This window comes from Orlajensenia leifsoniae, from assembly GCF_004570845.1.
Classification (GTDB): Bacteria; Actinomycetota; Actinomycetes; order Actinomycetales; family Microbacteriaceae; genus Orlajensenia; species Orlajensenia leifsoniae.
Genome location: NZ_SPQZ01000001.1, coordinates 252408 through 270268, shown reverse-complemented (window position 1 = coordinate 270268; position 17861 = coordinate 252408). Strand labels below are relative to the sequence as shown.

Annotated in this window: 15 protein-coding genes; 10 read left to right on the top strand and 5 right to left on the bottom strand. The window is 66.5% G+C overall.

What is annotated here, in order from left to right; all coding sequences use genetic code 11:
* Positions 1-92: 92 nt before the first annotated feature.
* Together E4M00_RS01340 and E4M00_RS01335 are read right to left on the bottom strand one after the other, a co-directional pair.
* Positions 93-518, bottom strand: a complete 426-nt coding sequence (locus E4M00_RS01340; RefSeq protein ID WP_135118774.1) for a pyridoxamine 5'-phosphate oxidase family protein — start codon at positions 516-518, stop codon at positions 93-95.
* Between the two features lie 103 nt (positions 519-621).
* Entirely contained in the window at positions 622-2112 is a 1491-nt protein-coding gene (locus tag E4M00_RS01335) for a DUF6345 domain-containing protein (protein ID WP_135118773.1), read from the bottom strand.
* 276 nt (positions 2113-2388) lie between these two features.
* On the opposite strand from E4M00_RS01335, the gene E4M00_RS01330 reads away from it, so the two are divergent.
* The 7 genes from E4M00_RS01330 (at position 2389) to E4M00_RS01300 (ending at position 9973) form a co-directional block, all read left to right on the top strand.
* Entirely contained in the window at positions 2389-5121 is a 2733-nt protein-coding gene (locus E4M00_RS01330; RefSeq protein ID WP_204772943.1) for a helix-turn-helix transcriptional regulator, read from the top strand.
* 95 nt (positions 5122-5216) lie between these two features.
* A complete protein-coding gene (locus E4M00_RS01325) occupies positions 5217-6041 on the top strand; it encodes an alpha/beta fold hydrolase (RefSeq protein WP_135118771.1) in 825 nt (274 codons plus the stop codon).
* Between the two features lie 36 nt (positions 6042-6077).
* Positions 6078-6920 carry an alpha/beta hydrolase gene (locus E4M00_RS01320; RefSeq protein WP_135118770.1) on the top strand — a complete coding sequence of 281 codons (843 nt, stop codon included), beginning with the start codon at positions 6078-6080 and terminating at the stop codon, positions 6918-6920.
* Positions 6921-6952: 32 nt separating this feature from the next.
* Entirely contained in the window at positions 6953-7732 is a 780-nt protein-coding gene (locus E4M00_RS01315) for an MBL fold metallo-hydrolase (RefSeq protein WP_135118769.1), read from the top strand.
* Between the two features lie 55 nt (positions 7733-7787).
* Positions 7788-8624 (top strand): alpha/beta fold hydrolase, encoded by an 837-nt coding sequence (locus E4M00_RS01310; protein ID WP_135118768.1) that lies wholly within the window; start codon positions 7788-7790, stop codon positions 8622-8624.
* A 143-nt stretch (positions 8625-8767) separates the two neighbouring features.
* Complete coding sequence (locus E4M00_RS18235) at positions 8768-9184, top strand: DUF4279 domain-containing protein (protein ID WP_135118767.1); 417 nt, start codon at positions 8768-8770, stop codon at positions 9182-9184.
* 57 nt (positions 9185-9241) lie between these two features.
* Positions 9242-9973, top strand: a complete 732-nt coding sequence (locus E4M00_RS01300; RefSeq protein WP_135118766.1) for an alpha/beta fold hydrolase — start codon at positions 9242-9244, stop codon at positions 9971-9973.
* 41 nt (positions 9974-10014) lie between these two features.
* Here E4M00_RS01300 and E4M00_RS01295 read toward each other — a convergent pair whose 3' ends face one another.
* Positions 10015-10797 carry an SDR family oxidoreductase gene (locus tag E4M00_RS01295; RefSeq protein ID WP_135118765.1) on the bottom strand — a complete coding sequence of 261 codons (783 nt, stop codon included), beginning with the start codon at positions 10795-10797 and terminating at the stop codon, positions 10015-10017.
* 77 nt (positions 10798-10874) lie between these two features.
* Here E4M00_RS01295 and E4M00_RS01290 point away from each other — a divergent pair, with 77 nt between their 5' ends.
* Both E4M00_RS01290 and E4M00_RS01285 read left to right on the top strand, forming a co-directional pair.
* Positions 10875-11759: a sigma-70 family RNA polymerase sigma factor gene (locus E4M00_RS01290; protein WP_135118764.1), complete on the top strand. Its 885-nt coding sequence runs from the start codon at positions 10875-10877 to the stop codon at positions 11757-11759.
* A gap of 47 nt (positions 11760-11806) precedes the next feature.
* Positions 11807-12520, top strand: coding sequence for a LysE family translocator (locus E4M00_RS01285; protein ID WP_240036761.1), 714 nt, complete (start codon positions 11807-11809; stop codon positions 12518-12520).
* 246 nt (positions 12521-12766) lie between these two features.
* Here the strand turns inward: E4M00_RS01285 and E4M00_RS01275 are convergent, their stop codons facing one another.
* Positions 12767-14152, bottom strand: a complete 1386-nt coding sequence (locus E4M00_RS01275; protein ID WP_135118763.1) for a GGDEF domain-containing protein — start codon at positions 14150-14152, stop codon at positions 12767-12769.
* A gap of 168 nt (positions 14153-14320) precedes the next feature.
* Positions 14321-15286, bottom strand: a complete 966-nt coding sequence (locus tag E4M00_RS01270; RefSeq protein ID WP_167756784.1) for a LacI family DNA-binding transcriptional regulator — start codon at positions 15284-15286, stop codon at positions 14321-14323.
* A gap of 115 nt (positions 15287-15401) precedes the next feature.
* Here E4M00_RS01270 and E4M00_RS01265 point away from each other — a divergent pair, with 115 nt between their 5' ends.
* The gene (locus E4M00_RS01265) at positions 15402-17843 is read left to right on the top strand and encodes a glycoside hydrolase family 2 TIM barrel-domain containing protein (RefSeq protein WP_135118761.1); all 2442 of its coding nucleotides are present in this window, start codon (positions 15402-15404) and stop codon (positions 17841-17843) included.
* Positions 17844-17861 lie beyond the last annotated feature (18 nt).

Genomic DNA, 17861 nt, shown 5'->3' with positions numbered 1-17861 from the left:
GGCGCAACGAAACACCGAGCCTCCGCACGGTTCGCTGGCGGCCGGGTCGGGGCCCATGGCTCCGTACGCGTCGGCTGCGCCAGCCGTTCCGGTCACGAGAGTTCCACCTCGACGGACACAGGCGGGCCCACGCGGTAGTCGCCGTACCTGGCCCAATCGAGGTCCACCCGAACGAGTTCGAACTCCGACTTCGCGAGTGACTCGGCGAACCACGGGAACGCCCGGCCGTAGGCCTCGGCGCACCGTGCCGCCTCGGCGCTTCCGGGCTCGAGCACCTCGGCCCTGCCCTGCGCCTGCACGGTCGTCTTGTCGGCGCCGCCGATGACGACGGCGATGCGCGGGTCGCGTCGGAGGTTCGCGATCTTGCGCGACCCGCCGCGGGCATTGAAGACGAGCTCGCCTGACTCGGTCGCCGTGATGCTCAGGTAGGCCGACTGAGGTGCGCCCTCGGGCCCGACGGTGCTCACGACGGCATCGCCGCGCTCGCGCACGTAGTCGACAAAGGCTGAACGATCCATAGCGTCATCGTGGCATGCGGATGCCGCTACTGTCGTGGAGTGCCCGACGCGTGTGTCGCCCGCAAGCTGCTACCAACGTCCTGGCCGGGCACACCTGGGCAGCTCAGCTGAGCGGCACCTCGACGAGGTGGCGCTTGCTGAACTCGCCATCCGTGACGGTCACCGACCTAACTGCCACGAGGTAACCCTCTTCTCCGCGCAGGCGGTAGCCGACCTCATCCGTCTCCGGATCGAAGTCGACGTCTCCGCGATCACACGGGTCGTGCAGCTGGTGCTGGGCTCGATCGAGCGCCTCCCGCGCATTCATCTCGCCCTCTCCCTGGTCGGATGCCGGCTCGGCCTCCCAGCGTTCCTGCACGTCGACGGTGCGGTCCAGGATGCGGTGCAGCCGGCCGGAGCGATCGAGGGTGATCGCCACGTGTCCGTCGCCTCCACTCGCCACGGGCGTGCCGTCGATCCGCTGCCGGTAGTGCGCCGTGACGTCGGACACCTCGGCGTCGACGACATCGCCGGATCGGCTGACTCCGGCGTGGCTGGTGCTGGTGAACTGGTCGAAGACGAGGTCGTGGACGCCGTCCGGATCGAACTGCCGGGCCGCTTCGTCGGCCGCCGCCCGCAGCACGTCGTCGGGGGCGACCTCCGCGGCGCGGTCGAGCGGTGACACGGTGATCGAGACGCTGCCGTCCGCCAGGAGTACCAGCCGTGGCGACTCCCGGCGCTGCAGGAAGACCAGGCGGCTGGACCGCCCGGGATCGCCGACCGTCGCGGTCACTGCCTCGACACCGAATCGGCCGGCGAGGTCGGACACCCGGTCGAGGTCGCCGCCTCGGCGGGCGAGTGACAAATGCAACCTGGCGGGCAGTTCGTCGGGGCTGAGCTTGGACTCCGACTTCGCCGCAGGTGATCCGGCCCAGCGCCACCAGTACCAGTCATCGGCGACGCGGCTTCCGGAGAAGAGCCGTTCGTTCCAGAGTCGATTCTGGGCCTCCGCAGCCGTCGCGCCGCAGGCCACAGAGGAGACCACCTGATCGGTGCGGTGGCCCAGGCTGTTGTCCTGCCACGCCTGGCTGAACGAGCTGCCCGAGTTCCAGCGGTCGAAGAAGCCCCCGCCATAGCCGCCCCAGTCGTAGGAGATGCTGCCGTAGCCGAAGATCATCCGCATGCCGACATTCGCGGCCGACCAGGTGCGGAACGGGTCGTCACCGCCATCGATCCGCACTGAGTCGCAGGTGCTGAGGAACAGGTAGCGCAGGTCCTGGTCGGCCAAGCGCATCCGATCAGAGGTGGCGCGGTTGCGTCCGCTCCACACCGCACCCATCGGCGAGTTGAAGACCCCGTCGGCGTTCATGGCGCCGTGGCTGGAGTGATAGTAAGCCCTCACGGAGTCCATGCCGAGGGCATCCTGCCAGTCGTCGAAATCGGCGTCGAAGCGCCACTGCTTCACGTTGCCGTCCTGGGCATGGAAGTTGACGCCGGCGAAGCGGCCAACGTAGTCCAGGAAGCCGCTTGCGTCCTCGTGCGTGTGTTTCAGCGTCTCCACCTCGGACTCGGCGAACGTCTGGTTCGAACTTCCGGCGTACAAGTTGTCTGACATGGGGTTCTCCTCGGGTCGGGTCGGGTCACCGCCAGCGTAGGAAGATCGGGATCCGCGCCACAGGGTGCGAGCACTGAGCGGTCACCGGGCGGGCACGCACACACGGTGGACCGGTAGAGCCCCACCGACGCAGCCCCCGCCGACGCGCCCGCACCGACGTGGTCGCATCGAGGGGGATCTCTCCGGGCAGTCAGAGTCGCTCCTGGGCCTGGGGCAACTGGCAGAGACGAGATCTGTAGGTGACACCGACTTTTCCCACTCAATATGATGCGAGCCATGGATGCCGCGAATCACCCCCTGATCGGCCGGACTGCCGAACTCGAGCGGTTAAGCGACTTGGTGGCTGGCTCGCGGAACGGTCACGGCGCTTCGTTGCTCATTCAGGGTGAACCTGGAGTTGGAAAGACCGCGCTCCTGTCCGAGTTCTCCGGAGCGATGCACGGTACACGGTTGATCCGCGCTGACGGGTTCGAGGCCGAATCCTCGATGCCATACGCAACACTGCAACGGATCAGCCGACCGATGACCCAGCATATGGGGGCGCTTCTGCCGACCCACTCTGCAGCCTTGCGGATAGCGGCCGGACTGGACGACGGTCCACCTCCGGACCGGTATCTCGTCGGGTTGGGGATGCTCTCCCTGCTCGCAGCCGCAAGTGACGAAGAACCGATCATCTGCATCGTCGATGACGTGCACCTCGTGGATGCTGAATCACTGCAGGTGTTGGCGTTCGTCGCCAGGCGGCTCGAGGCTGAACGCGTGTTGCTTGTGCTGAGCACCCGCCCCGACGAACAGGTCGACATGGCAGCTGCCGGCGTACCCGTATTCGAACTCGGTGGGCTCGACCCTCTGTCGTCCGTGGAGTTGTTGAACCAATCGAAGGCGCTTCTCGATCCGTTGCTGGCGACGCAGATCGCTGCGGAAACCGGCGGTAACCCGCTCGCCCTCGTCGATCTCACAAGAGATTTCACTGCGTCTCAGCTGACGAGTTCGTGGCTCACGCCGGAGCCGATGCCCTTGGGATCTCGACTCGAATCCCACTATCTGCGTCGAATCGAGCAACTGCCGCCGGACTCCCGGTTGTGGTTGCTCGTCGCCGCGGCCGAGTCCACCGGCGACATCGAGCTGATCAATGCGGCGGCGGGGCGACTCGGGATCGGCCCGAGCTTTGTAGCGGAGGTCGAACGGGGCAAGCTTGCGTCGGTTCGCGACTCGGTTGTCTTCCGTCACGCGTTGGTTCGGTCGGCCGTCTACAACGGGATGCCGGACGCTGATCGGCGACGCGTTCACGACGTCTTGCGAGTGGAGGCGGATGCACTCGGTCGCCCCGAGGTGGCCGTTTGGCACGCTGCCGCAGCTGCCATCGGCACGGATGAGGCCGTCGCGAAGCGGTTGGAAGCAGCAGCACGCACCGCCGGGGAGCGTGGCGGGACCGCCTCCCGCGCGCGGCTGCTCGCACGCGCCGCGGAACTCACGCCCGCCGGGTCCGCTCGCGCCGAAAGACTTCTCTCGGCCGCCGAGTCGGCCGCATTGGCAGGGGCCGCGACATTCGCCCTCGACCTGATCAGCCGCATCGATATGGCAAGCCTCGACCGGGTGAGCTCTGGCCGTGTCGTGCAACTCCACACCCTGGTCGCCCTGTTCATCGCCGATCACGATCGGATCGTCACTGGTGCCGCCGACATGCTACGCGCGGCCGGCTTGTTTCACGGTGCCGTCCCCGACCTCGAGCAGCGCGCGTTGATCCGCGCGTTTCAATTGATGCTGGGGGCAGAGGGGTCAGTCGACGGAGTGACGCTGACCGAGTTGGGACAGCGACTTGCTGCCGGCGTCGACGTCGCCGACGGCCCGCTGTGCCGCATCCTGAGAGGACTCAGTGCACACATACTGCTTCCGTACGACCAGGCCGTTCCTGTGATGCGCGTGGCATTGGCGACGCTGTCCGACTTGGATGATGCGGACCTGTTCGACTTCGGGAGCGTAGCTGTCGCACTCACGATGGCCCTGTGGGAGGAACGTGCTGGCATCGAATTGCTCGAACGGTCGGCACGCGCTGGCAGGCGACTGGGACGGCTGCTCGAGGTTGACACGTCGCTCTGGCTGCTGGGCACGCTTGAGCTTGTGCGGGGAGACCCAGCCGCCTCCGGCCGCAACATCGAACAAGTGCGACAGCTGCGGCAGGCGATCGGGTACGACGCCGAACAAGTCGTCGATGCTTCCTACCTGGCCTGGTCTGGCATTCCCATTCCGCAGGTTGAGATGATCGCAGACGCCATTCTGGCAACCGGATTCGGGGGTGCATGGTCCATTGCGATGATGGGGCTCAGCGTGCGGGAGATCGCAGACGGCCATTACCGCGACGCATTCGAGCGTCTACAACCGATGATCGCGCGACCGTTCCTCCAGGTGACTTATCTGCAGCTGCCCGCCTTCGTCGAAGCGGGCGTGCGCAGTGGAAATGCGCACCTTGTGAAGGGGTCGGCCGAGAAGCTGGCCTGGTTTGCCGCTCACTCAGGTACCCCCTGGATTCGTGGAGTCTCGGCGCGCAGCGCTGCCCTCCTGGCTGACGACGACCAGGCAGAGGGGCTGTATATCGAGGCCATCGAACACCTTGAGCAGTCCAGCGCGATTGGCGAGCTCGGACGCGCGCACCTGCTCTACGGCGAGTGGCTACGGCGGGCGAAACGCCGGCACGACTCGCGCGAGCAGCTTCAGCAAGCGTTGCTGATCTTCGAGCAATGCGAAGCACCTGCCTTCGCAGCCCGCGCCCGACGTGAGCTGGAAGCGACCGGGTTGAAACTGGGTGGCAAGACACCGTCCTCGGCGGATGAGCTCACTCCCCAAGAGTCAGCTGTAGCGCGGCTCGCGGCGAGCGGCCAGACGAACCCCGACATCGGGGCAGAGCTTTTCATCAGCGCGAACACCGTCGACTACCACCTGCGCAAGGTGTTCCGGAAACTGGGCGTCACGTCCCGGCGGCAACTCTCTGAGCGGTTCCCCACGGACTGAGACGTCACGACTACGTGGATCACGTGGTCCGCATCGCACACCCTCCGCGGGAGCATGGGGCATCTCGATCGCTCATGCCACAGGAGGGACTTCCCATGCCCTACGTCACCACCGACGACGGTACACAGATCTTCTACAAGGACTGGGGAGGTGCCGGCTCGCCCGTCCTCCTGAGTCACGGCTGGCCCCTGAACGCCGACGCCTGGGACGCTGCCGCGCGCTTCCTCGGTGACCACGGTCACCGCGCCATCGCCCACGATCGGCGCGGACATGGCCGGTCGAGCCAGACGTGGGACGGCAACGAGATGGACACCTACGCCGACGACCTCGCATGCCTGATCGAACACCTCGACCTCACCGACATCACACTCATCGGACACTCGACCGGTGGCGGCGAGATCGTGCACTACATCGGCCGGCACGGCACCGAGCGCGTGGCGAAACTGGTGCTGGTCTCCGCGGTGCCCCCGCTGATGCTGCAACGGGGCGACAACCCCGACAGCGTGCCCATCGATGTCTTCGACGGGCTCCGTGCCGGCGAAGCATCCGACCGCTCGCAGCTCTATCGTAACCTCGCAGACGGGCCGTTCTTCGGCAACAACCGCAACAACGACATCTCTCAAGGTGTACGCGACGCCTTCTGGCTGCAGAGCATGGCCTGCGGCCACCGGGCAGCCTACGAATGCATCGCCGCATTCTCGGCCACCGATTTCCGACCCGATCTCGCCAAGGTCGACGTGCCCACCCTCGTCATCCACGGCTCCGATGACCAGATCGTCCCGTTCGACGTTGGCGGCAAGCGGTCTGCCGCGGCGCTCGCCGACGCAACTCTGATCGTGTACGAGGGTGGCGCTCACGGCCTGCCCGACACCGACCGCGATCGTCTGCACGCCGACCTGCTCGCCTTCATCGACTCCTGACACTCAGCCGTATCCCACCCCGAGAGGAACAACATCATGACCGCGCAGACCGACGCTCCCGACACCATCGTCCTCGTCCACGGACTCTGGATGACCCCGCGCAGCTGGGAGGGCTGGAAGGCGCACTTCGAAGCGAAGGGCTTCACCGTGCTCACCCCCGCATATCCCGGGTTCGAGATCGAGGTCGAAGCCCTCCGCGACAACCCCGACATCATCGCGAAGCAGTCCGTTCCCGACGTCGTCGACCACATCGCAGCCCAGATCGAGGCACTGCCGAAGCCGCCCATCATCATGGGGCACTCCTTCGGCGGCACCCTCACCCAGCTGCTCCTCGCCAGGGGCCTCGGAGCATCCGGTGTCGTCGTCGACTCCGCCCCGACAGAGGGGGTGCGCGTGAACCCGCTGTCGCAGGTCAAGTCACTGTTCCCGGCGCTGAAGAACCCGGCAAACCGGCACAAGGCGGTCGCGTTCACCCAGGAGGAGTTCCACTACGCATTCACCAACACCCTCTCCCGCGAGGACTCCGATGCGGTCTGGGAGCGCTACGCGATCGGCGCACCCGGCAACTGGGTGTGGGCCTACGGCCTCATCGCCAATTTCAAGCCCGGCCACCAGGAGACCTGGGTCGACTACAAAGCCGACCGCGCACCGCTGCTGTTCATCGGTGGTGAGCTCGATCACATCATGCCGCCCTCGGTGAACAAGTCCAACGCCAAGCACTACGCCGCGGGGCCGGCCGTGACCGACTACCACGAGTTCCCGGGCCGCGACCACTGGACGTGTGCAGCACCCGGATGGGAAGAGGTGGCGGACTACGCCCTCGACTGGGCGCTGGCCCACGCCCGAACTGCTCCGGTCGCCACCGCCACAGCGGACTGACGCGGCGGATCGCGAGGGACCCGGTCCCGGACATGCGAGTGACGCGGATCGGCGGGCCCAGTGTTCTCGTCGAACTCGACGGATGGCGCATCCTCATCGACCCGACCTTCGATCCGCCGGGACGACGGTACCCATTCGCCCTCGGAACCTCGAGCGTCAAGACGCGCGGCCCGGCAATCGAGCCGAGCAGCCTCGGTGAGATCGATCTGATTCTCGTCAGCCATGACCACCACGCCGACAACCTCGACACGGCCGGCCGCGGGCTGTTGCCCACCGCCACGCATGTACTCACAACGGCCAGTGGGGCACGACGTCTGGCGCTGCCGAACGTCCATGGGCTGACCGCCGGACAGAAACTCGAGCTCGAGGTGACGGGGAGGGCGCGGCTCGAGGTGACAGCGACGCCGTGTCGACACGGGCCGGCGTTCAGTCACCCGATCGTCGGCGACGTCATCGGCTTTGCTTTCCGGCGGCCAGGACAGCCCGAGGTCGTTCTCTGGGTCACCGGGGACTCCGTCCTTCATCGCGCCATCCGACGCACAGCATCCGTGCTCGATGTCGACGTCGCCATCGTCAACGCCGGCGGCGTCGGCTTCCCCATGACCGGCCCCCTCAAGTACACGATGACCGGTGCCGACGCCGTACAACTCATCACCGAGCTCGCTCCCCGAGTCGCCATACCCGCTCACTACGACGGCTGGTCGCGCTTCCGGGACGGTGAGAAAGGGATGCGCGCCGCCGTCGACGCCGCCCCACCCGACGTGCGATCACGCATCCGCTGGCTCCCCGACGGTCAACCGGTCGACATCTGACCACCATCGCCGAGGTCATCCGCAACACCCGACTCCACCATCGAAGGGAACCACCATGATCTTCACCAAACGACGAGGGCTCCTCGCCCTTGCAGCCGCAGCTGCCCTCGTCCTGACCGGCTTCGCCGCACCCGCGGTCGCCCAGAACGAAGGCAAGACACCACCAGCAGCCGTCACAGCGGCCAGGGCCCCTAAGCCGACCATCGTCCTCGTCCACGGCGCTTTCGCAGACTCCAGCGGGTGGACACCCGTCGCGACAGCGCTCCAACTCAAGGGCTACCCCGTCATCGCGTTCTCCAATCCGCTGCGCGGTCCACAGTCCGATGGCGAATACCTGCGGCAGTTCCTCACCACCATCACCGGACCCATCGTCCTCGTCGGGCACTCCTACGGCGGAGCGGTCATCACCAACGGCGGAACCGGCAACCCGAACGTGAAGTCGCTCGTCTACATCGCCGCATACGCGTTGGCCGAAGGGGAGTCGGTCCAAGCCGCGAATGCCCTCAGTGGCGGCCACACCGATGTCATCGATCACCTCGTTCTCCGCCCGTTCCCAGGAGCGACAGAGGGCGACGGGGACGCGTACATCGACCCTGCGTACTTCCCGCAGTTGTTCGCTCAGGACCTGCCGAAGGTCGTCGCCCAGGGTATGGCCGCATCTCAGCGACCCGGTGCCCTGGCGTCACTGGTCACTCCGTCAGGGCCGGCAGCGTGGGAGTCCATCCCGAGCTGGTACATGGTCGCCAAGAACGACCGGATCATCCCGCCCGAAGCGGAACGAGCAATGGCAGCCCGGGCAGGAGCGACCACGGTCGAGATCAAGAGCTCACACGTACCGATGCTGAGCCACCCCCTGCAGGTGCTCAGCCTCATCGAGAAGGCAGCGCGCTAGCGCCGTCCGCAGATCTGGCATCAGTGCCATTGGGAAGAGGGCGTTCCACCCGGCAACACCGGTTGGAGCGTCCTCTTACCCGCTAGAGCGACGCGAGGTTGCGTGTCCGCTGAGCGAGTCCGAGCACGATATATGTTCGTGACATGATCCAGTCTGGTCGCGCTTCGCTCGTGGTTCATTCGACGACAACGGATCCAGCGGAGGTCTCTCGCATCCTCGGTCTGCAGCCGACACGCGTCAACGAGCGGGGGAGCGTTCGACGCTCTGGTCGCATCCTCGATCACAACACCTGGCGCTTCGATGTTGACGAAATGTCGAACACGGAGGATGACCGGACTGGACTCAGATCCCTCACTGAGCTGCTCGCACGCGTCCGTGTGGCTGCCGGCAGGGTTGGACTTCTTCCGCCGGATTGCGAAGCGAGAATCTGGTGGCATGGGAGTTCTGACTCGTCCCAGGGTGGTTTTGTGATTCCAGTCGAGCTCGCCAGTGACGTCGCTGCACTCGGTGTGGCAGTTCATGCGACGGTCTACCTCGACCAGCCGGCTGACGAGTTGTAGGGAGCATCCTCGAACGACGCGTCTCCGCCCCACGCGCGTTTCCGACAGGATGAGGGGATGCAGCTGAAGACGACGACCACCGGATCGGGACCGCGACACGTCGGGCTGGTGCATGGTCTCGGCGCATCGGCGGCGACCTGGGGGCCGTTCGTCGAGCGGCTCGCCGCCACAGGTCGCTACACCGTGACGACCGTCGATCTGCGCGGGCACGGAGCGAGCCCCCGAGCTGAGTCGTACCGGATCGATGACATGGCCGCCGACCTGGTCGATTCACTGCCGACCGGGCTCGACAGCGTCGTCGGCCACTCGCTCGGCGGTGTGGTGCTGTACGGCGCCGTCGCGCGCCTCGCTCCTGGCCGGGCGGTGTATCTCGATCCCGGGTTCGCCCTGGCCCTACCGACGAGCGGCCTGGCCGGACGACTGTTCTGGATGGCACCGCTCGTGTCGCTCGGATTCGCCCAACTCGGGCAGGTCAGGGCCAGCGCCGCGGCCCGCGCCGCTTACAGTCCCGAGACCCGGGCGCTGCTCGACGACGCGAAGAAGCAGTTCGACGCGCGGATGGCCGTCGGCGTGTTTCGGGAGGTCGCCTTCCACCCGATTCCGGCCGAGGCTCCCGCAGTCCCGTCGACGATTGTTCTCTCCGACCAGTCGGCGGCAGTGCTGCCCGACTCCCTGGCCGCCCGCCTCGAGCAGCACGGCTGGCAGGTGCGCCGTATCCAGGGCGTACGTCACGACATGCAACTGGAAGACCCCGACCGCACTTTCGCGGCGGTCGAGGACGTGCTGTAACTGGCCCGGCTGGCTACCGCCGGCTTCCGCGGGCAATCGCGTCAGCGTCTGGCCGGCTCCCTGCGGTTCTGCGTGAGGTAGTCCCGCCAGGTGGCGGTGCCGTGATCGGCCGTCTCGTCGGCGAGGTTCACGCCGGCACGATAGGCGCGCCCGATCGTGCCTGGCACATGGAGTGGTACTCGGATGCGCCTCGGTCGCGACCCGGCGGCGTCGACGTAGGCCGCGGCGAGGGTCGGGACATCGAGAACCTCAGGCCCGGCGAGATCGGAAACTCGGCCGGCTGGCGCGCCCAGCGCCAGCTCTGCGAGACGTCTGGCCACCTCGTCGCCGTGCACCGGCTCGAACCGCAGGCCGCCGGGTGCGAGCATGACCGGCATCCGTGACAGCCCGCGGGCGAGTGGGAGCAGGAAGTCGTGCAGCTGCGCCGCACGCAGTACGGTCCATGGCACTCCAGACGCGGCAATGGCGCGCTCGGCCTCTGCCTTCGCACGGAAGTAGCCGATGGGCATCCGGTCGGCGCCGATCACGGATATCAGCACGATGTGCCGCACGCCGGCCCCGCGTGCTGCCTCGGCGAGATTGCGGGCCGCGACGTCATCGCCCTTCGCGCCACCGGCGAGATGGAGGACGACGTCGACTCCCTCGACGGCCGCCGTGAGACCTTCGCCCGAGACCGTGTTGCCCGCCAGATGTTCGACGCCGGGCTCCGGCGGAAGGGGATGCCTCGATAGGATCCGGATGTCCCGTCCGGCCGCACGCAGAAGCGGTACCGCTCGACGTCCGATGTTTCCGGTGCCGCCCGTCACGAGCAGGGGTGAGTTCATGGTCAAGGTCCTCTCATGTCACATCCGAGGCCGGTACCTCGTCATCATCTCGACGATCACCATCGAGGAGATGTGACATGACCGATCCGAGAAGGATCGCCGAACGGTTCGACGCCGAGCGGCCCCGGCTGCGAGCGATCGCGACGCAACTGCTGGGCTCGGCCGCGGACGCCGATGACGTCGTACAGGAGGCATGGCTCCGTCTGGATCGAACGGATGCCGCATCCATCGAAAACCTCGCGGCCTGGTTGACGACAGTGGTCTCGCGCATCAGTCTCGATCAGCTGCGTGCACCCCGCCGCAAGCGGGAGCACTCCTGGCAGGTGGAACCGTGGCGGGATGAACCCGTCGCCGCAGAGGCCGACCCCGCCGACCTCGTGGCCCGCGGTGACCAGGTGAGCGTCGCTCTGTTCGTGCTGCTCGAGACCCTCAGCCCGGCGGAACGGATCGCCCTCGTTCTGCACGACGTGTTCGGCCAGTCGTTCGAGGAGGTCGCGACTGTGCTCGATCGCTCTCCGGATGCCGCACGGCAGCTGGCATCCAGGGCTCGCCGCCGGGTTCGGGGAGCCGCCGAGCCCGATCGGCCGAATCGGGAACGCAGTCGCCGGATCGTCACCGCTTGGCTCGCCGCGGCCCGAGACGGTGACATCGCCGCCTTGCTCACATTGCTGGACGACGGCGCCCAGCTGCGCGCCGATTACGGCACCGCGATGCAACACGTCGACGGGGCCAGGTCCATCGCGGAGCAAGCCGTGCTGTCCGGACGCCTCGCCGCGCATTCGACCCCGATACTCATCGATGGACGACCCGGCGTTGCCGCCGTCATGCATGGGATCGTCGTCTCGATCATGGCCTTCGACATCCAGGACGATCGCATCCTGGGACTCGACGTGCTCGCTGATCCGAAGCGACTCGCCACCCTCGGCATCGGACGCATCCTGGCCGGTCCTGACGAGCGCTGAGTGGTGCCGCGGTCGCATGCCGTGACGGCGCCGCATCCGTTTGCCGTGTGGGAGACTTCGAAGAACTTCGCATCGATGAGGATGCCCATCCGTCCCACCTCGCGAAGGAAGTCATGATCTCGTTGGCCGCCGCATCCGGCATCGCCCTCGTCGAGTTGGGACTCGCGCTCACACCCGGCCCGAACATGATGTACCTCGTATCGCGCAGCATCAGCCAAGGCTGGCGCGCAGGCATGACCTCGCTGTCCGGCACGGCGGTCGGTTTCGTCGTGTACATGGCGATGGCGAACCTCGGGCTAGCGGCCGTGTTCGTCGTGGTGCCCTGGCTGTTCATCGCACTCAAGGTCGCTGGCGCCCTCTACTTGATCTGGCTGGCCTACAAGACGATTCGCCCGGGCGGCAAGTCGCCGTTCGAGACGAGCGCGCTTCCTCGGGACTCAGCCGGCAAGCTCTTTCGTATGGGACTGGTGACGAACCTCCTGAATCCCAAGGTCGCGATCCTGTACCTGGCGCTGATCCCGCAGTTCATCGACCCGTCGGCCGGTGGCGTCGTTGCCCAAGGGTTCCAACTCGGTGTGATCCAGATCCTGGTGGGGGTCGCGGTGAATGGGGCGATCATCCTCGCCGCTGGCTCGGTAGCGACGTTCCTGCGGCGGAAACCCGCGTGGATTCGCTGGCAGAAATGGGTCACCGGCACCATCCTCGGCGCGATCGGGGTCAAGCTGGCGATCGACGCACCCTCGCCGGTCGTCTCCGGCTAGCGCCAGTTGCGTCGCGGACAGCGACCGATCTGGACCATCGCAACGGCGACCGCCGTCGCCGCCATCGACTCGGATGTCACCATTGTCGGCATCGGTGGCGGGTCCGCGACGGTGGGATTCGGTTCGATCGCCTTCGACGCGGCAGTGCGCGTGCCCTACTGGGGTTCGCGAAGCGAACTCATCGAGGTCTTCGAGCTGGCGAGGGCCGGGAAGATCTGCACGCGGGGAGTATCCGCGGCAGAGCCGTCATCGTTCCGTAGCCTCCATGGCGGTTCGCGAGCGAGCGTCGAAGACGATCGCTCGGTCGCCTCCGTCCCGCTTCGCGGCATACATCGCCTGGTCGGCCGCTCGGATGAGTTGGTCGATGGTGGTCCCGGCAGCATCAGCGTCAGCGACGGCGATGCCGACGCTGGCGGTGATGTCCAGTTCTCGCGGAAGGCCCCGGAACGGTCTGGCGATGGCTGCACGAGCCCGGTCTGCGAGCTCGATGGCGTCGGACGTGTCCGCGACGTGCAGGGCGGCGATGAACTCGTCGCCGCCGTATCGGGCGATCGTGTCCTCGTGCCGGAAGACGTTGGTCAGCCGCTCCGCGACTTCCTTGAGCACCGCGTCGCCGGTGGAGTGCCCGAGCGTGTCGTTGATGGCTTTGAACCCGTCGAGGTCGACGAAGAGCACGGCGATCTGCTCGGTGAGGGCGGGCTGCGTCTGCTGGAGGTTCTCGTCGAACAGTCGCCTGTTGGGCAGGCCAGTCACTTCGTCGAGCATCGCCGCCCGTCGCAGGCGGGCTTCCAGGCGCAGTCGCACAAGGACCTGTCCGGCAAGCTGAGCCAGCGCCTCCGCCAACGGAACGGCCTGGTCATCGAACGTCCGATGCTGGTCGAAATAGCACGCGAAGGCCCCGAACGGCGTTCCGTCCTCGATGATCGGTGCACCGATGACGGAACACACTCCGGCGCGTCTGAAGATGTCACTCAACCCGATGCCCGGCACGACGGTGTCGGCATCCTCGGGAGTCTCTATCGTCACCACATGCCCGAGCTGCACGGTCAGCCCGGCTCGCGGCGGTGCGTCGTCCGGCCAGACCCCGGCGAGCATATTCTCGCCCGCCACCAGCGCATATGTTCCCTCTTCGCCGGTGTGCACGCTGCAGGCGTTCGCGTTGAATGCGCGACGCGCGGTCTCCGAGAGGAGCTCACCGAGTTCTTCTTCCGATCGCGTGTTCGCGAACGCTACGGATGCGGAGAGCAGCAATTGCAGCCGTTCGCTTTCGCGTAGACCCAGCGCGCGGGTCTGATCGCCCACCGCCGCGAGCTCAGGGTCGAAGGCGACGATCGTGTGCCCTTCGGAGATCCGGACGGCACGAATCACTATCGAACTCCGGGTCTCCTGATAGCTGTGCGTGGTCGAGGGGAGGCGGACGCCACCCGGGTTTCCGGTTGCGAGCGCCGCGGCGAGCTCATCATCGTCGACGCCGAGTACCTCCGCCAACGTCATCCCGACAAGCGTTCCGGTCGGCCGGCTGGCCCAGACTTCCAGCGCGATGTTGGCGTCGACGACGACGCGAGATCGGTCGATCACGGCGCGCGGGAAGGGCTGCATGCGGGCGACCTCGTCGCGCAGGGCGGCCTTCACCTGTGGGAAATCTCGTCGCGCATTCCATGATCGTGGCGGGTGGGCGCAGGATCGTCAAGTTGGGAGTAGCAACGACGGCGCGATAGCCCCGCCCCGGCGATGAACTGATCGGTTGGATCGAGCACGCTGACGAGGAGACTCGCTGGCGTGGCGCCGGCTCCGCAATAGTCAGGCGGTTCCTCTCGGCACCAGTGCGAACTTCACGTCCATGGGTTCTCGGTCGTCGACCGATTCGCCCAGCCCGTGGAGCGCTGCGGTGATGAGGTTGTACGCCGCTGCGCGCTGGTCGTAGCCGACGGTGGAGAGCGGTGGAAGGGTGACGGCGGAGAGAGGGGTGTGGTCCATCCCGATGAAGCCGACCTCGTCCGGGACCTTCCATCCTCGGATGGTCGCCGCCGACAGCAGTGCCGTTGCGACGTCGTCGTTGTAGCAGACGACGCCCGCGCCGGGAAGTTTGATGGAGTCGATGGCCGCGAGCGCGTCATCTGGATCGATACCGAGGCGAATGATCATCGGCTCGGGCAACCCGTGCTCGGTACAGACCCGACGCACGCCCTCTTCGCGCCCCTCGCCGAACGGATCGAGTCGAGCATCCTGGAGGTGGGCGAAGACGAGGCTCTCGTATCCGCGGTCGACGAGATAGCGGGCCTGCAGGGCGCCGATGTCGACGTTCGGATCGGTTCGCACCTTCGACGATGCCGATTGCGGGTCGAACGCCAGGACACCGCGGCTCTTCAGCAGATCGAGCTCGGCTCGGGAGAACGGCGTGAGTGAGATGACGGCGCGTGGCTTCATGCCGGTGACCACTCGGTCGAGAGGAGCAGTGGAATCAGTGGCGAGGTGCAATAGCAGCGTCAGCCCGCGGGTCGCCAGCTCTTCTGTCGCCGTCTGGAAGATGTCCTGCAGGTTGCCACCGAACGTCGTGTACGGAATGACCGCGATCACGATGTCGCTGGACCCCTTCGCGAGGGTGCGACCGGCCGCTGAAGGCTGATACTCGAGCTCCGACGCCGCCTGCGTCACGCGCTCGCGGGTCTCGACGGCGAAACGCTGCCCGCGCCCATTGAGGATCTGGCTGACGGTGGCGCGCGATACGCCGGCACGTCTGGCCACGTCCTCACTGGTAGCGATCACAGGTTCAGCATATAGCGCGGAGTTGACGCGCGTTACTAAATGTGGTTTCCTGCTCGGTAACGCGCGATACCAACCCGCGTTCACATCCGCACGACGACGTTCTGGAGCGCACTGCATGACTCGCGACATCTTCACCACCGGCTGGAGCTACCGGCCCAAGGTCAGCGCGTTCATGGAGTTGGGCGGCTCGGCCACGTCGGAGTGGACTGACGTCTTGCTTCCGCACGATGCGCTGATCGGCGTCGAGCGCCGGGCAGACGTTCCTCGCGGAGAGACCAGTGGCTACTTCCCCGGAGGCGCTTTCGAGTACCGGAAGACGTTCCACGCGACCGCCGAGATGCGCGGGAAGCAGATCCTTCTCGAGTTCGATGGTGTCTACCGTGACGCAGCCGTCTTCGTCAACGGCAACCTCGCCGGCCAGCGCGCATTCGGCTATTCGCGGTTCTTCATTCAGATCGATCCGTATCTCCGGTTCGGCTCCGACAATGAGATCCGAGTCGAGTGCCGCACCCATCTCGACAGTCGCTGGTACTCGGGCGCCGGCATCTACCGCGACGTGCACCTCCTGGTGAAGGATCCCGTGCACATCGGCGCAGATGGGGTCATCGTGACGACTCCCGAGATCGAGCCCGATCGGGCCGTCGTCGAGATCGCAGTGGAGATCGAGAACTCGAGCGCCCTCACGACGACACTCGTTCTGAACGCCGAGGTGAACGGGCCGGATGGCGCAACTGTTGCGACCTCACGATCGCCGATCAGCCTTCTTCCCGGCACCCGCGGCACGGTACGTCTGCGCACCTACGTGGCGCAGCCCGAGCTCTGGAGCGTGGACGCACCGAATCTCCACTCGGTTCAGCTCGTGCTCGCCGAGGGGGACACCGTGATCGACGAGCGCTCCGCGGTGTTCGGCATCCGTTCACTGCAACTCGACCCGCAGAAGGGACTGCGCATCAATGGCGAGATGGTCAATCTGCGCGGTGCCTGCATCCACTCGGACAACGGTCCTCTCGGCGCCGTCTCGATGCGTGCTGCGGAGGAACGGAAGGTGGCCCGTCTCAAGGAGGCCGGCTTCAACGCGATCCGCAGCGCGCACAACCCGATGAGCACTGCACTGCTCGACGCGTGCGACGAGCTCGGGATGCTCGTCATGGACGAGACGTTCGACATGTGGACCCAGAGCAAGAGCGACTTCGACTACGCGTTCGACTTCCCCGAGTGGTGGGAGCGCGACGTCGAAGCGATGGTCGCTAGGGACATCAACCACCCCAGCGTGATCTTCTACTCGATCGGCAATGAGATCCCCGAGACGGGCAGCCCGGTCGGCTCGATCTGGGGCCGCCGCCTCGCTGAGAAGGTGAGGTCGCTGGACAGCACCCGCTACGTGACCAACGGCATCAACGGGTTCGTATCGATGATCGACACGATCGTGCCGCAGATGCAGGCCAGAAGAGATGCCGCGGTGGCCGCGCCCGAGGGCGGAGTGAACACCATGATGGCCGGGTTCGGCCAGATGATGAGCCGCATCCAGACCTCGGAACAGGCGACGCACCGCACCGAAGAGTCCTACGCCGTGCTCGACGTGGCCGGTATGAACTACGCGGAAGCCCGGTACGAGCTCGACCGCGACCTGTTCCCCGATCGCATCATCGTCGGCACCGAGACGTGGCCGACCTCCATCGTCGGCAACTGGGAACTCGTCAAGGCCAACGGCCACGTCATCGGCGACTTCACCTGGACCGGATGGGACTACTTGGGCGAGACCGGTATCGGGGCGACGCGCTACAGCGACTCCGACTCGGCACAGCCCGGATTCTCCGGCGGGTTCCCGGAACTGACCGCGTGGTGCGGCGACATCGACATCGTCGGCAATCGACGCCCGGTGTCGTACTTCCGCGAGATCGTCTTCGGTCTGCGGTCGGATCCATTCATCGCCGTGAACCCGCCCGCGAACCATGGCCGGTCCATCGCTGCAGCGACCCCGTGGGCCTGGGGTGACGCGATCGCGAGCTGGACCTGGGACGGCTTCGAGGGTCGAGCCGTCACGGTCGACGTCTACAGCGACGCCGAAGAGGTCGAACTCCTGCTCGACGGCGCGACGATCGGCCGCGCGCAGATCGAGTGCTTCCGAGCAGCGATCGAGACGACCTACCGCACGGGCACGCTGACAGCAGTGGCCTATGCGCAGGGCGTCGAGACCGGACGATTCGACCTCACGACAGCCGGACCTTCCCTCGTACTGGAGGCGACACCCGACCGGCGTGATCTCCGATCCGACGGGACGGACCTCGGCTACGTCGCGCTGGCGCTCACCGACGGGAACGGAATCATCCGCACCGGCACCGACCGACTCATCACCGTCACTGTCGATGGGCCGGCAACCCTCCAAGCGTTCGGCAGCGGGAACCCCGTCACCACCGAGTCCTTCAACGCCGCCGAGCACACCACTTTCGGCGGGCGAACCCTCGCAATCGTGCGTCCGACCGGGCCCGGCGAGATCACGGTGACCGCGGTCGCCGATGGTTGCCCACCGGCCGTCACCACCTTCAGCGCGAGCTGATCAGCACCACCTCAACCT